This is a genomic window from Bradyrhizobium ingae (genome assembly GCF_055791185.1).
This window is the reverse complement of sequence record NZ_JBVUBB010000004.1, coordinates 156,463-170,482: the sequence shown is the minus strand read 5'-3', so window position 1 is coordinate 170,482 and position 14,020 is coordinate 156,463. Positions and strand designations below refer to the sequence as shown.

Here is a 14,020-nt window from a genome sequence, read left to right as displayed (position 1 = left end):
ATCTTCTCGGATTGGTCGGCCTTCCGTCAGTGTCCCATGCCGGGCATCACTTCGCCGTTGAAGATTTCGGGGTTCTTTGCACCTTCGACGGCGAGAATGCCCACCAGGCCGCGCTCCGCGCGTGCGAGCGCGTGGTCGACGAGCGTGTAGTTGCCGGGAACGTCCACCTTGAATTCGGTAATCACGGCGCCGCCGGCAGGCACGGCGACCGTCTGTATCCCTTCGGCGGGCGAGGTGATGACGCCGCCCCACGTGTAGACCTTGTCAAAGATCTCGCCGATCACGTGGAAGGACGAGATGTAGTTCGGTCCGCCGACACCGAAGAAGATACGAACCGTATCTCCCACCTTGGCATGCAGCGGATGCAGCTTCGAGAGCGCACCGACGGAGCCGTTGAAGACGAAATATTCGGGACGTTCCGCAAGCAGCTTGTCGACGCTGAACTCCGCGCTGCCGTGCTGACCGAATGCGATATCCGAATAGATTTCGCCCTGCATGACGTAGAACTCGTGATCAACCGGCGGCAGACCGCCTTCCGGCTCGACCAGGATCAAGCCGTACATGCCGTTGGCGATATGCTCGGCGACCATCGGCGTCGCGCAGTGATAGACGAAGAGTCCGGGCACCAGCGCCTTCCATGTCATTGATTTCTCGGCGCCCGGATCGACCTGGAGAGCGGCCGCACCGCCGCCGGGCCCCGTCGCGGCATGGAAGTCGACGGAATGGATCATGGCGCTGTCGGCCGAGTTCTTGAGATGAATGTCGATGGTGTCGCCGACACGGACCCTGATGAACGGCCCGGGCACCTTGCCGTTGAACGTCCAGTAGCCGAACGTCGTCCCTTCGGCGAGCCGGCCCTCGACTTCGACGCTGAAGAGATCGACGCGGACCGTCTGCGGGCCGCGCTTGCCGATCGGCAGCGGCACGTCACCAGGTTCGCGCGAGATGTCCGCCTCGACGACGGTTTGCGGCGCGGGACGGGCCGTCACGATGAACTGCCCTTCCATGCCGGCAAGCCGGTGGCCGGGTACGCCGCAGTAGTAGGCGAAGTCGCCCGCCTTCGCGGCCCGGAAAGCGATGGTCGTGCTGGCGCCTTTGCCGGTCACCCGCGGCGATTTCGCATCCTGGTCAGGGAAGACGATGTCGTGCTCGGCGCCTTCGCCGTTGATCAGCGTGAGCTGCACGACCTGGCCCTCGGCCGCGGTCAGCACGGGGTTCACCTTGCCTTCGATGGCGCCGCCGACGCCGATGTAAACCATCCGTCCTTCGGCAATGCCCGACCGCAGTGTGAACTTCGCATCCGCGATGTAACCGATATCGGCGCCCGTCGTGCCCTGCGGCGTGCCGGGAGGAGCGGCAGACGGTGAGGCCGAAGGTGCCTGCTGGGTTGTGGGACCGCCTTGCGCTGTTTGCGTGCCGCCCGAGGCGCCGGCGAGGAATGCGATGATGTCCGCGCGATCATGATCCGTCTTCAGTCCGGGGAAGGGCATCTTGTTGCCCGGCACGGTCTTCGCGGGATCGTCGAGGTACTTTTCCAGGGTCTGCTCGTTCCAGACGATATCGGCGCTCTTCATCGCAGGCGAGTAGTTGTAATTTGGCTCGCTACCGGCCTTGCGGCCGATGATGCCGGCGAGCGATGGGCCGAGCATGTTCTTGCCCGCATCAAGCGAATGGCATGCCTGGCACTTGCGGAAGACGAGACGTCCCGCAGTCGCATCGCCGCCGCCCGAGACCGCTGCGGCCGGGACAGGCGTCGGCGGCTTGGACGGTTCGGCAGATTGACCGCTGGTCGCCGGTGGAGAGCTGGGCGCTGCCTGCGCCACATGATCCTGCGTCATGTGATCATGAGCGGGCGGCGGCTGCTTTGGGGCCGCCGCTTGTGGAGATGCTGTCTTCTCTGAAGAAGGCGACGATTTGGGCGGTTCGGCCGTGGCGGGCGGCGGCGCGGATTGGGCTTGCTGCGACTTGGCGACATCCTTCGGAGCCGGCTGCTGTTTCGGCGCAGTGTTGTCCGCCATCTGGCGCTGAGCTTCGGGCGCCGGCTTTTCGGAAGCCGCCGTCTGTGTGCTCGATGCGGTCCCGCTGGGCGGATACATGGCGGTGCCGAGGGCGAAGCCGCCGAGGAGAAGGACCAGGCCGACGACCAGAATCGACCATTGGCGCAGCACTTCCCTGATCGTTTCCCACATCGCGTTTCCCCACGTTTTTGGCCGGCCATGTGTGTCGGGTAGGCCGGCTCGTCAATAGGTGGCTTGCATGAACCATAGCGGCTTCTGCGCTGCGTGCGCGGAAGATCAGCGATTTGGAATGGCACAAACTGCACATCGAGCTACCGTTCAGCTCAAGAGCGTGATGAGATTAGGATCAAGCGTCATCGCGCTTTAGGCTGTTGTTTGAGCTAGGCTCCCCGAAAAACGTCGGTTCTGCTGGGACTTCAAGGACCATGAGCAAGACAGTCCCCGAACGATATCGGCACCTGCGGACGTTCGCGTTCGGCGATGGCCCCGCGCTCGCCGATGCATTGCTTGAACTCGTCGTCAAAGGCATCAAGACCGCAACGTGCAGCACGGAAGACGAGCCGAATACCTCGACGCCCGGTGAGCGCTGGATTGTGCTTGACGGACGCGGAGAACCGCGCTGTGTCATCGAAACTATCGAAGTCAGGTACCGGCGCTTCCATGAAGTCGATGCCGCGTTTGCCTACGATGAAGGGGAAGGCGATCGGAGCCTCGCCTATTGGCGCGGCGCCCATAGGGCCTATTTCGGCCGGCTCGGCCGATTCAGCGAAGACATGATGCTGATGTGCGAGCGCTTCCGCCTGGTCGAGGTTTTCGGCGATCTTCAGGAGCGATAGTTTCGCCGTTCGGCCTTCCGACCTACGAATACGACTTAAACGGTGCGCAACCGTCAGATCGAGCAAGTATTCGGATCGACCGGCCGATCAGCCGCAATTCCAGATCGGTCCGATCGGCGTCCGCGTCCAGCACGGGCCAAAGCTGCCGTTGTTGTAGCGGCCGTCATAAAAGCCGGGCCGGCCGAAATAGTGCCAGTTGCCGTCAAACCCGTAATAGCTGGGGACCGGGTCGATGTACCAGGGGCGTCGGCTATTGCGCACCATGCGCCGCACCGCAGTTTTCTGGGCATAAGGCGGAAGGCTGTTGCTCGGCGGCTGATGGTAGCCGGGCAGGAAGCCGTAGCCATGCCACACTGGCGCCGGCCGCTTGTGGCTTGGCGCAGCCGGCGCGACGACGGGCAGCAGCGACAGAACGACAGCAATCGACAGACACACAAGGCGCGACATCAGCAGACCATAGCTAGCGGGTTGCGGGGAGGCCCTTCAAACCGAAGTGCGAAGCCTCTTCGCAGCCTGCCGCAAATCTCGCGATGACTATTGCCCCTGATTTGCCTGACGTGTCAATCGTTTTTCCGAAATGCGCGAATGACGCCGGCACCCCGGCTACTTTGCATGGGGTTGTTTTGCGTTTGGAGTCTCACGCCCCGCAGATGATCACCCCGTACCAGCCCAGGCCGCGGTAGGTCTCGTAACCGGGCGTGGCATGGAAGGCGACGAGGGCGCCGGTGCGGTCGTGATAGAAGCCGGAGCGCTGGCCATTCATCGAGAGCGTGATGCGCTCTGACAGGATGCCCTGTCCGTCGGAGGCTGCGATGACGCGCAGATGTGAATCGACGAGCAGCACGCGCGCCTTGTCGCTGTCGCCGACGCGCACGCCCTGGACGATGGCGCGGGCTTGCTGCTCCCAGTCGAAATGGATGGCGAGCACGCCGATTGGAGCGCCGTTGGCTTCGCTGCCTGCGCGCACGCTGGCGCAATAGGTCGCAACCTGCGCGTTGCCGAGCAGGGACTGGTTCTCGACATCGCCGGCGACGTAGTCATCGCCGGAGCGCAAGGTACGCGCCTCGCGAAACCATTTTGTGTTGGCGACATTCTGGCCGACGACGCGAAAGCGGTCAGCACGGCCGTTGGCGATGATATTGCCGTCGAGGTCGCAGAGCCAGAGGTCGAGATAGACTGTATAGGCGCCGAGGATGACGCCGAGACGCTGCGAGACGTGAGAAACCGCCGCGGCGCTCGGGGAGGCCGCGCAGTCGACCACCGCGGAGTCGGTCGCCCACCAGCGCACGTCGCAGGTACGTTCATAGAGGTTGCGGTCGATCAGTTCGATGGCATTGAGCGACAGGTCGACCATGCGCTCGCCGCGCGAGCGCTGGCTCATGCGGTCGATCGAGGAGACGAGATCGCCGGTGCGTTTCGTGAGTTGCGTCTCGAGCTCGCGCGCAATCGTCTCGACCTGCTGGCCGACGCCGCGCACCTCCTGCGCCACCACGGCAAAGCCCGCGCCCTGCGCGCCGGCGCGCGAGCTCTCGATCAGCGCGTTCAGCGCCAGCATCTTCATCTGGTTGGTGATCTGCTGGATCGACTTGGTCTTGTCGACCGCGATCTGGTTGACCTCAGCCGTCAGCCGGTTGATCAGCGCGGAGATGTCGGAATTGTCGTCAGCGGCTTCGGGATTGGTTCCGGTCGGAAGTGGCTTGGTCTTCAGGGCCAGCGCAGCAGACATCGAGGGGATTCCCTTGCAATGAAGTCTGACCTGCAATGACCCGAAACTAAAAATTACAGATCGAATACAGGTCTTTTTCGAAGATTCCGCCTAACGCCCACTTAATTTGCTGCCTATGGGGCTGCTCAAATGATAGTCAGATCGCCTGCGGAGTCGGCAATCCACTGCTTTGTTCGGTCCGGACATTGCAAATGCCGCAAGATTCCCGGCGGAATCCAGGCCGCCCGAGGCCACCAGCCTGATCTGAACCCATCGAAGCCCTCGAATCATGACTCTGCCCGCCACCGCCTTGCCCGTCGAGTTGCCCCAGGCGTTTCTCGGCGTTGCGCGCTCGCTGACCGACAAGCTCTGGCGTGACCGGCTGGACGCGCGCGGAGCGGCGAGGGCGCTCGCCATCGTCCAGCGCCATCAGCTCCCGGAGCTTTTGGCGCGGGTGCTGGCCGGGCGTGACGTCGACATCGATGCGGTCAGTGACTTCCTCGATCCGACCATCCGCAGACTGCTGCCGGATCCGTTCACGGTGACGGAGATGGAAGTAGCCGCCCGGCGTATCGCCGAGGCGGCGGTGCGGGGCGAGAAGGTCGCAATCTTCGGCGATTACGATGTCGACGGCGCAACCTCGGCCGCGCTGCTCGCCTGGCACCTGCGCCATTGCGGGCTCGATCCCCTGATCCACATTCCAGATCGCATTTTCGAAGGCTACGGCCCGAACACAGAAGCGGTGCGGGCGCTTGCTGCGAAGGGGGCGACGCTGCTCGTCACGGTCGACTGCGGCACCACCAGCATCGAGCCGCTGGCCGAAGCGAAGCGGCTCGGCATGTCGGTGGTCGTGATCGATCACCACCAGGCCGGCACGGAGCTGCCGGCGGTCGATGCGCTGGTCAATCCGAACCGGCTCGACGATATCTCGGGCCTTGGTCACCTCGCCGCTGTTGGTCTCGTGCTGGTGACGCTCGTTGCCGTTAATCGCGAGCTGCGCCAGCGCGGCTTCTGGACCTCCGAGATGCCCGAGCCCGATCTTTTGGGCATGCTGCATCACGTCGCGCTCGGCACGGTGGCCGATGTGGCGCCGCTCATTGGCCTCAACCGCGCCTTCGTCGCCAAAGGGCTGATCGCGATGCGACGGCGCGACCATGTCGGCCACACCGCGCTGATGGACATCGCACGGCTCAACGGCCCGCCGGAGGCCTGGCATCTCGGCTTCATGCTAGGACCGCGCATCAATGCAGGCGGCCGCATTGGCCGCGCCGACCTCGGCGTGCGGCTGCTGCTGGAAGGCGACAGCGTCGAAGCCGCACGCATTGCGGCCGAGCTCGACCGTCTCAACAGCGAGCGCCGCATCATCGAGCAGGCTGCGGAAGCCCAGGCCGAAGCGGAGGCGCTTGCCTCGATCGGGCTCGAGGACAAGCTCGGCGTGATCGTCACGGCGTCCGAAGGCTGGCATCCCGGCGTGGTCGGCCTCGTCGCCTCCCGGCTGAAGGAGAAGTTTTCACGGCCGGCGTTTGCCATCGCGCTCGAGCCCGGCGGCATCGGCACCGGCTCGGGGCGCTCGATCGCCGGCGTCGATCTCGGCAAGGCGGTACGTCAGGCCGTTGCCGACGGCATTTTGCTGAAAGGCGGCGGACACGCGATGGCTGCCGGCGTCACGCTGCGCAAGGAGAAGCTTGCCGAATTCCGCGCCTATCTCGAAAGCGCGCTTGCGCGCGACGTCGCGGAAGCGCGCCACGTCAACGAGCTCTTCATTGATGGCGCGGTGTCCGCGCGCGCGGTGACGCCCGAGCTCGCCAACACGCTCAATCGCGCCGGTCCATTCGGCAGCGGCAATCCGGAAGCCGTGCTTGCGCTGCCGGCGCACCAACTCGTCTATGCCGACGAAGTGGGACAGGCGCATTTGCGGCTGCGCTTCAAATCGGGCGATGGTGCGATCGTCAACGGCATCGCGTTCCGCTCCATCGGCCAGAAGCTCGGCAACGCGCTTCTCGCCAACCGCGGCCAGCAGCTGCATGTCGCGGGCGCGCTGTCGCTCGACCGCTATCAAGGTGCCGAGCGCGTGCAACTGCGCGTCATCGACGTCGCCTTGCCTGATCAGGGGCCACAAACCATCCGATAAGCGCTAAACCAACAACAAGAAAAGGGGAGTGCAAATGACAGGACAGGTAGAGGGAAAGGTCGCGCTGGTGACAGGCGGCGCTTCGGGCATCGGCGAAGCCGTCGTCGAATTGCTGGCGAAAGAGGGCGCCGCGGTCATCGCAACCGACGTCGATGATCTCCGCGGCCCCGAGGTCGTTGCGCGGATCACCAGAACGGGCGGCAAGGCGATCTTCCTCGAGCAGGACGTTACCAGCGAGGAGCGCTGGGTGGAGATCGTAGCCGAGACCGCAAAACGCTACGGCCGGCTCGACGTGCTGGTCGCCAATGCCGGCATCGGCATCGCGGTGCCCTCGATCGTCGACATGACGCTCGCCGATTGGCGCAGGCAAAATGCGGTCAACCTCGACGGCGTGTTCCTGTCGGTCAAGCACTGCCTGCCATTGATGCGTAAAGTTGGCGGCGGCTCGATCATCATGATGTCATCGCTCGCGGGCCTGCGCGGTGCGCCCGGGCTCTCGGCCTATTCCGCCACCAAAGGCGGTGTGCGGTTGTTCGCAAAATCGATCGCCATGGAATGTGCCGGCGCCGGCGACGGCATCCGCGTCAACTCGGTGCATCCCGGCATCATCGACACGCCGATTTGGGGCAAGATCCCGACGGGCGCCGCCGGCAGCCAGGGCAATGCGCCGATCGATCCCGAGGGGCGCGCCAAGCTCGCAACCCCGCTCGCCCGCGCGGGCCAAGCGGCGGAGATCGCGGCCGGCGTGCTCTATCTCGCCTCCGACGCCTCGCGCTACGTCACCGGCACCGAGCTCGTCATCGACGGCGGCATGAACGCCGGCAGCGCACCGCGACGGGTGTGAGCTGACGCGAAGCTGTCAGCCACCCTGCCGCAGCTTCGCCAACACCTTCAGCCCGCCATAGCCGTCCGCGGGTGTTATGCCGGCTCGCTGCTGAAAATCCTTGATCGCCTTCATCGTGTCGTTGCCGACGCGCCCGTCGGTGCCGCCGGTGTCGAATCCGGCTTTCGTCAATCGCGTCTGCATTTCCTGCACCTCGGCGAGCGTCAGTACGCGCTCGGAGCCGGGGAACGGCTGGATGAAGGGCGGCGCGCCGAGGCAACGGTCGCCGAGATGGCAGATTGCCAGCGCATAGTTCATCGACGGATTGTAGCTCTTCACGGAATAGAAGTTCGGTCCCAGGAGGAACGTCGGCCCGCCGGTGACCGGCGTCCACATCTGCGCCGAAGCATTGGGTTGCGGGAATGGCTGGCCGTCTGCGCGCGTGACGCCGGCAGCTTGCCAGGCTGCATAGGTTCGACCGCCGCTCATGTTGCCGGGCGCACGCACCTCGTAGCCCCAATGCTCGCCGCGATGCCACTTGCCGCGGTTGACGAGATATTTTGCCGTCGAGCCCAGCGCATCGTCCGGCTTGCCGAATGGCGAAACCTTGCCGTCGCCGTCATAGTCGATGCCGACATTGAGCCAGACTTCCGGCATCCATTGCGAATGCCCCATCGCGCCAGCCCATGAGCCCTGCATCTCTTGCGGCGTGCTCCAGCCCTTGTCGACGATGCGCAGCGCGTTGATCAGCTCGGTTTCCCAATAGGCTTTTCGCCGCGGCTCGTTCCAGGCGAGCGCGGCAAGCGAGGGAAATACCGGCTTCATGTGGTTCTGCTGCACCAGAGGATCGCCATAGGCCGATTCCACGCCCCACAGCGCGAGCAACGTGCCGCGCTCGACGCCGAAATCACGCTCGATACGCGCGAACAGCGCCTCGTTGTTCTTCAGTGCGATCTTGCCGTTGATGATGCGCCAGTCGGAGACGCGGCGGTTGATGTACTGCCAGACCTGCTCGTTGAACTCCGGCTGGTTGCGGATCTCCTTGAACACGCTCATGTCCGGCTCGACGCGCGCCATCGCGCGCTGCCAGGTGGCGGCCGAAATGCCTTTGGCCATTGCACGTGCGCGAAAACTCTCGCGCCATTCCTCGAAGCCGGGCGGGGTGGCCGCACGGGCAGGCGAGGCGATGAGGGCGGCTACGCTGAGCAGGGATTGCAGCGCAGCGCGGCGGGTCGGATGAGGTGAGGAATCAGGCTGGTTCATGCCGATAGTTTAGCCGGAAGCAGGTGCGCTCGTTGGTGAAACCTGAAGCCGGAGGGGCGACTTTCGGCCCACCGGTTTACGGAACTTTCGCATGTTATTGCGCAGAATGGCGGCCATGCAGGAGCTGTTCGACCTCATCCGCGCCAATCCCTGGCCCTTTGCCGCCGGGTTGATCGTCGTCATCGTGGCGATTCTGGCGGAACATTACGGACGCGGCGGCGATGGCGCCGAATTCCCCGACATATCCTGGGACGATTAGGCCGCGTCCTTCCTAGCCCGCCTGCAACTCCGTTGCGATCCGCGCCAACCAGCGCCGGACGGTGATTTCCGCCTTCGCGTCGAGCCCTGCTGCCAGGCGCTGCTCGAGGGCGAGGACGCGCTCCCGGCACGTCTTCAGAAGCGCCTTGCCGCGCGCCGTCAGCGTCCATTGCAGGATGCGGCCGTGCACGGGATGTGGTGACTTGCGGATCGCGCCGTCGCGTTCGAGATTGCTGATGATCACGCCGACGGTCTGTGGCGTCAGGAAGGTCAGGCGGGCGACTTCAGCGCCGGAGAGGCCGGGATAGGCCTTCAGCATGGTCAGCACGGCAAATTGCGGCGGCGTGACGCCGAGATCGGCGAGGCTCCGCTCCATGCTGAGCCTTACGGCGGCCTGAGCCTGGCGCAAGAGGTAGCCGAGATAACCCTCTTCGCCGCGTTTGCCTTCGCCGGGGGCGGGCGGAACGACCATGCTTTCCGGTTGCGCATTTGTGATCCGGCGAGGCTTGTGCATAATATAAGAGCCCTGATAACTTGTAAGTGTACTTATAATATCACGAGGTGAGGTCCATGTCTCACGCCCGCAGCGAATATGAAGACTTCAAGGCGCTTGCTCCCGATGCCTATGACCTGACGCTCGCGCTCGGCCAGCTTGCGGCCAAGGCCGGTCTCGACAAGCAACTGCTCGAACTGATCAAGCTGCGCGCCTCGCAGATCAACGGCTGCGCCTTCTGCGTGCAGCACCATATCCTGCTGTCCGAGCGGCTTGGCGTGCCCGTCGACAAGTTCAATCTGGTTGCGGTGTGGCGCGAGGCTCCGATCTTTTCGGCGCGCGAGCGGGCCGCGCTCGCCTGGACCGAGGCGCTGACTTTCCTGCCCGAAGGTGTCAGCGACGACGTCTATGCCGAGGCTAGCCGTGAATTTTCCGAAAAGGAGCTGATGTATCTGACCTCGGCGGTCGCCTCGATCAACGTCTGGAACCGCTTTGGAGCCGCCTATCGCTGGACGCCGCCGCAACGGCCAGCCGTCGCGCACGCCAAGGCGTCGTGATCGCACCCACGGGAGGACACAGGATGTCGTCAATGATATCTGCCATCTCCGCCACGCCGTGGCGGCTTGAATCACGAGCGCTGTCGCTCGCGATCGTCGCGGGTCTCGCCTGCGCATTTGCCCTTGGAAAAGCCTTGCCGATGACGATGGATACCGTCTCCGGCGTGCTGGCGCCGCTCTGCGCCAACGCGGCGGAAGGATCGCCGCTCGACAAGGTCGAGCCGATCGGCTCCTACGCGCTGCCGAACGTGCCGGGCAAGCGCGTCACCATCGTGCGCGTCACTTACGGCCCGGGCGGCTTTTCGCGGCCGCACCGGCACGCCGGCTCGGTCACCGCCTATATCACCAAGGGTGAGATTCGCTCCCAGCTCGGCGGCGGCCCGGTCGAGACTTTCACGGTCGGACAGTCCTTCTTCGAACCGCCGGGCTCGACGCATCTGGTATCGGCGAATGCGAGCAACACGGAGCCGGCAGAGCTGATCGCCGTGTTTGTGGCGGATGAAGGCGCCCAGCTCACGACGTTCATCAACTAGCGAGGAGGGGCAGAATGGCGCGGAGAGGTCCGCGCTATTGTGTCGCCTTGCCAGCGCCCGACACCATCGACTTCCAGTCGATCGTGGACGCATGATCGGAATGGAGCATGCGCTCGAAGTTGCGCTTGGCCTTGCCCGTGTCGTGATTGATCGAGGCATCCTTCAGCATGGCGGAGGCTTCACGGTGGGTGCAAAGCAGAAATAGGGCGCTTGCAAGCACAGCCAATGTGGATGGTCTGTTGTGCATGGTGGGGATGATCCGTTCGGTGCAACATTTCGCCTGTCGCATCGCAGGATAGGAGCTGCCGGCGCGGTCCGAAACCGCGGACAGGGTCAGAAGATCGTGAACCAGTGCAGTTCCAGATCTAGCCGGCCTGTCTCGACCTCCTGCGCCGGCGCCGGGATATCGCGTCCCGGATGCCGTAGCCTGCGGCCATTCCCGCACTGAAGATGCCGACGATGATGAAGATTGCGAACATCTCGACTGAAAAGCATTTTGCGTGCCATCGACGTTCTCGCGGCCAAGAGGTCAACGCGCGGCGCGCTGCGCAAATTGAATGCCGAAACTTGCGTCTTCGGTTGGTCCGTGCGGGGATCAACCTCCGTACGAGGCGGGATTGGGATTGTCGGACGGATTTTCGAAGGACTTCTTCATCGCGGCCGGCATCGGGATGTGGAAGTTCAGGCCGCGCGGCGGTACCGGCTCCATGAACCATTTATTGTAGATCTTCTCGATCTCCGGGCTCTTGTAGAGCTTGCTGGTCGCCCGATCGACCACAGTCTTGAACGGAACGTCCTCCTTGCGCATCATGATGCCGTACGGCTCCGGATCGTTGAATGCGGCGGAGCTGATCGCGTAAAGCGACGGATCCTTCGACGAAGCGATCATGGTCGCGAGCATAATGTCATCCATGACGAAGGCCTGGGCGCGGTCGGTCTCCACCATCAGGAATGCTTCGGGAACGTCCTTGGCGTTCATCACGGTGATGCCCAGCGAGCGGGCGGCATTGACCTTGGTGAGCTGGCCCAGATTGATCGTACCCGAGACCGAGACGACAGCCTTGCCCTTGAGATCGTCGATTTGGTCGAGCTTCAGCGCCTTCTTGGACACGAAGCGGCTGGCCGTGAGGAAATGAGTGTTTGTGAAGGACACCTGCTTCTGGCGCTCGGCGTTGTTGGTCGTCGAGCCGCATTCGAGATCGACCGTGCCGTTGGCCATCAGCGGAATGCGGTTGGAGGAGGTGACCACGGTTTCATTGACGTCGAGCTTGTCCAGCTTGAGCTCGGCCTTGATCTCGTCGACGATCTTCATGCAGATGTCGATCGCGTAGCCGACGATATTCTGATGGTCATCGATGTAGCTGAAGGGCAGGGCAGAGTCGCGCACGCCGAGCGAAATCGCGCCGGTGTCCTTGATCTTCTGCAACGTGCCGCTCAGTTCCTGCGCATGCGCATGCGCAGGCGTAGCGAGCGCGACGGTCAGCACGGCCGCCGTTGTCAAAAAACGCATATGCTTCCCTTATCCGGTTTCGTTGCGGCGCTCGCGCGCAGCTGCAGCGCCCGCCCTGTGCCCAAGCAATTCTGAGGCCAGATAGGGCGGAGCCCGAAGGGGGCAGGTCCGGATCGCTCGCCGCGACGGTGCTGAGGCGGAGCAGCCGCCGTCTGTCGACGGCGTGCTCGCCTCAATTCTCCTCGTTGCTCGCGCCTTCGCGCTGGTCCGGCTTGACCGCATCCTCGGGCAGCGCGTGCGCAAGCGGCTGTGCCGCGCCGGCGACCTCCGGACCGATCTCGCGGCCGCGGCCGCGGATCAGGCGTTCATAGGCGGAGACGAGGGTGATGTAAGGGTTGACCCAGATCCAACCGTCGCGGGTGAACACCTGGACGTCGAAATGGAGATGAAGCGAAGTGCCACCAGGATGGTCCAGATAGTTGGAGATCACGCCGATCTTCTCGCCCTCGCTGACGGCGTGGCCGTTGACGAGGCCGTCGGCGTTCATCGTGGACGGGTTCATGTGCATGTAGCGGAAGCGGATGTGCTCGGTGCGGCTGTTGACCTGGAGCGTGGCCGCCTGGTCCTTCGGCCCGCGGATCACGGTCGCATCGCGCACGGCGACGACGCTCTGATGCTTGGGGTTGCAGCGTTCGCCGGCGTCAGTATTCGCCGGGCAATCGGCGGCGCGGATGTCCTCGCCTTGATGGCCATAGCCGCCCGGGCATTGCCAGACCTCGAAGCTGCGGGACTCGCAGAAATTGTCACGCCAGGGATAGGCGGTCGGGCCGTCCGTCTTGTCGCGCTTGCCGTAGGATTGCGAGCGGACGAAAGCCGGCGCCTTCGCCAGCGGAAACCGAATCTGCGCATAGGCCATCACGTCGGGATGGCCCGCCTGCTTGCGGTAGCCGGTGTTGGGAATGATGTCGCCGCTCGACCGATAGCCGAAATCCGCCGATCGCGCCAAAGGACGATCGACGATCTCGGAGACGGCGTCCGTCAGCGGGCGCATGCGCTGGCCGCCCGCCACATGCAACGCCTTCAGGAAGCGCTCGGCGACCGGATAGGCCTCCTTGCAGGCGAGCCGCCGCGGCTTGGCGGCGCTGTCAAGGCACTGGATCGACACGACATAGGCGGCGCCGAAACGGCTGAAGGCGTAGCGCACATAGCCTTCGCGGATAAAACGGCGCAGGTCCGGATATTGGCCGGAAAGCGATTTGACCGGCTCACCCTTACCGCCCGTGGGATCCGCGATATCGTAGATCAGCGCGGAGCCGGTGATCTGGATCTCCACCGGTTTTGCGAACACTCGCTGCGGCAGGCCGTCGCCGGCGCCCGGCTCGAGTGAGAAGACGGCGTCGTAGCCCGCAGGGCCCGCGTCGAACAGGTCGGCCGGGCTGAAGTCGGACTGATAGCGGGCCAGCGACAGGTTCGTTGACGCGCCGGCGCGCTGCGCGTCGAGATAGGCGGCGGCATCGAAGGGCAGCAGGACCGGGACGGAGCTGCGCGCGATACCGGAGAAGAATTGCGAGGAAACCCCGTTCAGTTGCACCAGCGCCGGCAGTGCACGGGGATCGAAGCGGCCGACCGAACGGCGCTGTGTGAACACGAAATCACCGGCGATCGCGGGATGCGCGTTGATTTCGCTACGGAGCTGGTCGAGCGCTGCGCGCCAGTCGACGCGCAGGGCCGTGAGCGAGGGGGTGCGGAATTCGTCCGCAGAGAGCGGCGCAGAACCGGCGGCCAGAAGCGTAAGCAAGCCCAAAAGAGACGAGACGAAGCGGTAGCTGTGCCTGCCCACTGTTGTCCCGCCCCCCGGCGACCTTGCCTGTTCCGACCGCTCGGTCGCTTTGCCTAAAGCATGATCCGGAAAAGTGCGAAGCGGTTTTCCGGAAAAATCATGCGCCAACAACA

Annotated in this window: 14 protein-coding genes; 6 read left to right on the top strand and 8 right to left on the bottom strand. The window is 64.2% G+C overall.

Annotated elements, in window-relative coordinates:
* Positions 1-26: 26 nt before the first annotated feature.
* Positions 27-2,189 (bottom strand): copper-containing nitrite reductase, encoded by a 2,163-nt coding sequence (gene nirK, locus ACV1FX_RS08020; RefSeq protein WP_473117005.1) that lies wholly within the window; start codon positions 2,187-2,189, stop codon positions 27-29.
* A gap of 254 nt (positions 2,190-2,443) precedes the next feature.
* Here nirK and ACV1FX_RS08015 point away from each other — a divergent pair, with 254 nt between their 5' ends.
* Positions 2,444-2,854: an ASCH domain-containing protein gene (locus tag ACV1FX_RS08015; protein WP_473117004.1), complete on the top strand. Its 411-nt coding sequence runs from the start codon at positions 2,444-2,446 to the stop codon at positions 2,852-2,854.
* 87 nt (positions 2,855-2,941) lie between these two features.
* On the opposite strand, the gene ACV1FX_RS08010 is transcribed toward ACV1FX_RS08015, so the two are convergent.
* Both ACV1FX_RS08010 and ACV1FX_RS08005 read right to left on the bottom strand, forming a co-directional pair.
* The gene (locus tag ACV1FX_RS08010) at positions 2,942-3,301 is read right to left on the bottom strand and encodes a hypothetical protein (RefSeq protein WP_473117003.1); all 360 of its coding nucleotides are present in this window, start codon (positions 3,299-3,301) and stop codon (positions 2,942-2,944) included.
* A 190-nt stretch (positions 3,302-3,491) separates the two neighbouring features.
* Positions 3,492-4,580, bottom strand: coding sequence for a methyl-accepting chemotaxis protein (locus ACV1FX_RS08005; RefSeq protein ID WP_473117002.1), 1,089 nt, complete (start codon positions 4,578-4,580; stop codon positions 3,492-3,494).
* A gap of 268 nt (positions 4,581-4,848) precedes the next feature.
* Here ACV1FX_RS08005 and recJ point away from each other — a divergent pair, with 268 nt between their 5' ends.
* Both recJ and ACV1FX_RS07995 read left to right on the top strand, forming a co-directional pair.
* Positions 4,849-6,690, top strand: a complete 1,842-nt coding sequence (gene recJ / locus ACV1FX_RS08000) for a single-stranded-DNA-specific exonuclease RecJ (protein ID WP_473117001.1) — start codon at positions 4,849-4,851, stop codon at positions 6,688-6,690.
* Between the two features lie 34 nt (positions 6,691-6,724).
* A complete protein-coding gene (locus ACV1FX_RS07995; RefSeq protein WP_473117000.1) occupies positions 6,725-7,534 on the top strand; it encodes an SDR family NAD(P)-dependent oxidoreductase in 810 nt (269 codons plus the stop codon).
* Positions 7,535-7,549: 15 nt separating this feature from the next.
* On the opposite strand, the gene ACV1FX_RS07990 is transcribed toward ACV1FX_RS07995, so the two are convergent.
* Positions 7,550-8,776: a lytic murein transglycosylase gene (locus tag ACV1FX_RS07990; RefSeq protein ID WP_473116999.1), complete on the bottom strand. Its 1,227-nt coding sequence runs from the start codon at positions 8,774-8,776 to the stop codon at positions 7,550-7,552.
* A 91-nt stretch (positions 8,777-8,867) separates the two neighbouring features.
* Here ACV1FX_RS07990 and ACV1FX_RS07985 point away from each other — a divergent pair, with 91 nt between their 5' ends.
* Positions 8,868-9,035 carry a hypothetical protein gene (locus ACV1FX_RS07985; protein WP_473116998.1) on the top strand — a complete coding sequence of 56 codons (168 nt, stop codon included), beginning with the start codon at positions 8,868-8,870 and terminating at the stop codon, positions 9,033-9,035.
* A 12-nt stretch (positions 9,036-9,047) separates the two neighbouring features.
* On the opposite strand, the gene ACV1FX_RS07980 is transcribed toward ACV1FX_RS07985, so the two are convergent.
* Positions 9,048-9,548: a MarR family winged helix-turn-helix transcriptional regulator gene (locus ACV1FX_RS07980; RefSeq protein ID WP_473116997.1), complete on the bottom strand. Its 501-nt coding sequence runs from the start codon at positions 9,546-9,548 to the stop codon at positions 9,048-9,050.
* Positions 9,549-9,604: 56 nt separating this feature from the next.
* Between ACV1FX_RS07980 and ACV1FX_RS07975 the strand changes: the two genes are divergently transcribed.
* Together ACV1FX_RS07975 and ACV1FX_RS07970 are read left to right on the top strand one after the other, a co-directional pair.
* Entirely contained in the window at positions 9,605-10,084 is a 480-nt protein-coding gene (locus tag ACV1FX_RS07975) for a carboxymuconolactone decarboxylase family protein (protein WP_473116996.1), read from the top strand.
* 32 nt (positions 10,085-10,116) lie between these two features.
* Positions 10,117-10,617 carry a cupin domain-containing protein gene (locus tag ACV1FX_RS07970; RefSeq protein WP_473116995.1) on the top strand — a complete coding sequence of 167 codons (501 nt, stop codon included), beginning with the start codon at positions 10,117-10,119 and terminating at the stop codon, positions 10,615-10,617.
* Between the two features lie 34 nt (positions 10,618-10,651).
* Here the strand turns inward: ACV1FX_RS07970 and ACV1FX_RS07965 are convergent, their stop codons facing one another.
* From ACV1FX_RS07965 to ACV1FX_RS07955, 3 genes are all read right to left on the bottom strand, one after another.
* Positions 10,652-10,786 (bottom strand): hypothetical protein, encoded by a 135-nt coding sequence (locus ACV1FX_RS07965; protein ID WP_473116994.1) that lies wholly within the window; start codon positions 10,784-10,786, stop codon positions 10,652-10,654.
* Positions 10,787-11,212: 426 nt separating this feature from the next.
* A complete protein-coding gene (locus ACV1FX_RS07960) occupies positions 11,213-12,127 on the bottom strand; it encodes an amino acid ABC transporter substrate-binding protein (RefSeq protein WP_473116993.1) in 915 nt (304 codons plus the stop codon).
* Between the two features lie 172 nt (positions 12,128-12,299).
* Positions 12,300-13,907, bottom strand: a complete 1,608-nt coding sequence (locus ACV1FX_RS07955; RefSeq protein WP_473116992.1) for a M23 family peptidase — start codon at positions 13,905-13,907, stop codon at positions 12,300-12,302.
* Positions 13,908-14,020 lie beyond the last annotated feature (113 nt).

What these genes read in the sequence shown, in the direction of transcription:
- nirK (WP_473117005.1), bottom strand. Translation starts at nt 2,189, where the DNA reads ATGTGGGAAACGATCAGGGAAGTGCTGCGCCAATGGTCGATTCTGGTC.
- ACV1FX_RS08015 (WP_473117004.1), top strand. Translation starts at nt 2,444, where the DNA reads ATGAGCAAGACAGTCCCCGAACGATATCGGCACCTGCGGACGTTCGCG.
- ACV1FX_RS08010 (WP_473117003.1), bottom strand. Translation starts at nt 3,301, where the DNA reads ATGTCGCGCCTTGTGTGTCTGTCGATTGCTGTCGTTCTGTCGCTGCTG.
- ACV1FX_RS08005 (WP_473117002.1), bottom strand. Translation starts at nt 4,580, where the DNA reads ATGTCTGCTGCGCTGGCCCTGAAGACCAAGCCACTTCCGACCGGAACC.
- recJ (WP_473117001.1), top strand. Translation starts at nt 4,849, where the DNA reads ATGACTCTGCCCGCCACCGCCTTGCCCGTCGAGTTGCCCCAGGCGTTT.
- ACV1FX_RS07995 (WP_473117000.1), top strand. Translation starts at nt 6,725, where the DNA reads ATGACAGGACAGGTAGAGGGAAAGGTCGCGCTGGTGACAGGCGGCGCT.
- ACV1FX_RS07990 (WP_473116999.1), bottom strand. Translation starts at nt 8,776, where the DNA reads ATGAACCAGCCTGATTCCTCACCTCATCCGACCCGCCGCGCTGCGCTG.
- ACV1FX_RS07985 (WP_473116998.1), top strand. Translation starts at nt 8,868, where the DNA reads ATGTTATTGCGCAGAATGGCGGCCATGCAGGAGCTGTTCGACCTCATC.
- ACV1FX_RS07980 (WP_473116997.1), bottom strand. Translation starts at nt 9,548, where the DNA reads ATGCACAAGCCTCGCCGGATCACAAATGCGCAACCGGAAAGCATGGTC.
- ACV1FX_RS07975 (WP_473116996.1), top strand. Translation starts at nt 9,605, where the DNA reads ATGTCTCACGCCCGCAGCGAATATGAAGACTTCAAGGCGCTTGCTCCC.
- ACV1FX_RS07970 (WP_473116995.1), top strand. Translation starts at nt 10,117, where the DNA reads ATGATATCTGCCATCTCCGCCACGCCGTGGCGGCTTGAATCACGAGCG.
- ACV1FX_RS07965 (WP_473116994.1), bottom strand. Translation starts at nt 10,786, where the DNA reads ATGCTGAAGGATGCCTCGATCAATCACGACACGGGCAAGGCCAAGCGC.
- ACV1FX_RS07960 (WP_473116993.1), bottom strand. Translation starts at nt 12,127, where the DNA reads ATGCGTTTTTTGACAACGGCGGCCGTGCTGACCGTCGCGCTCGCTACG.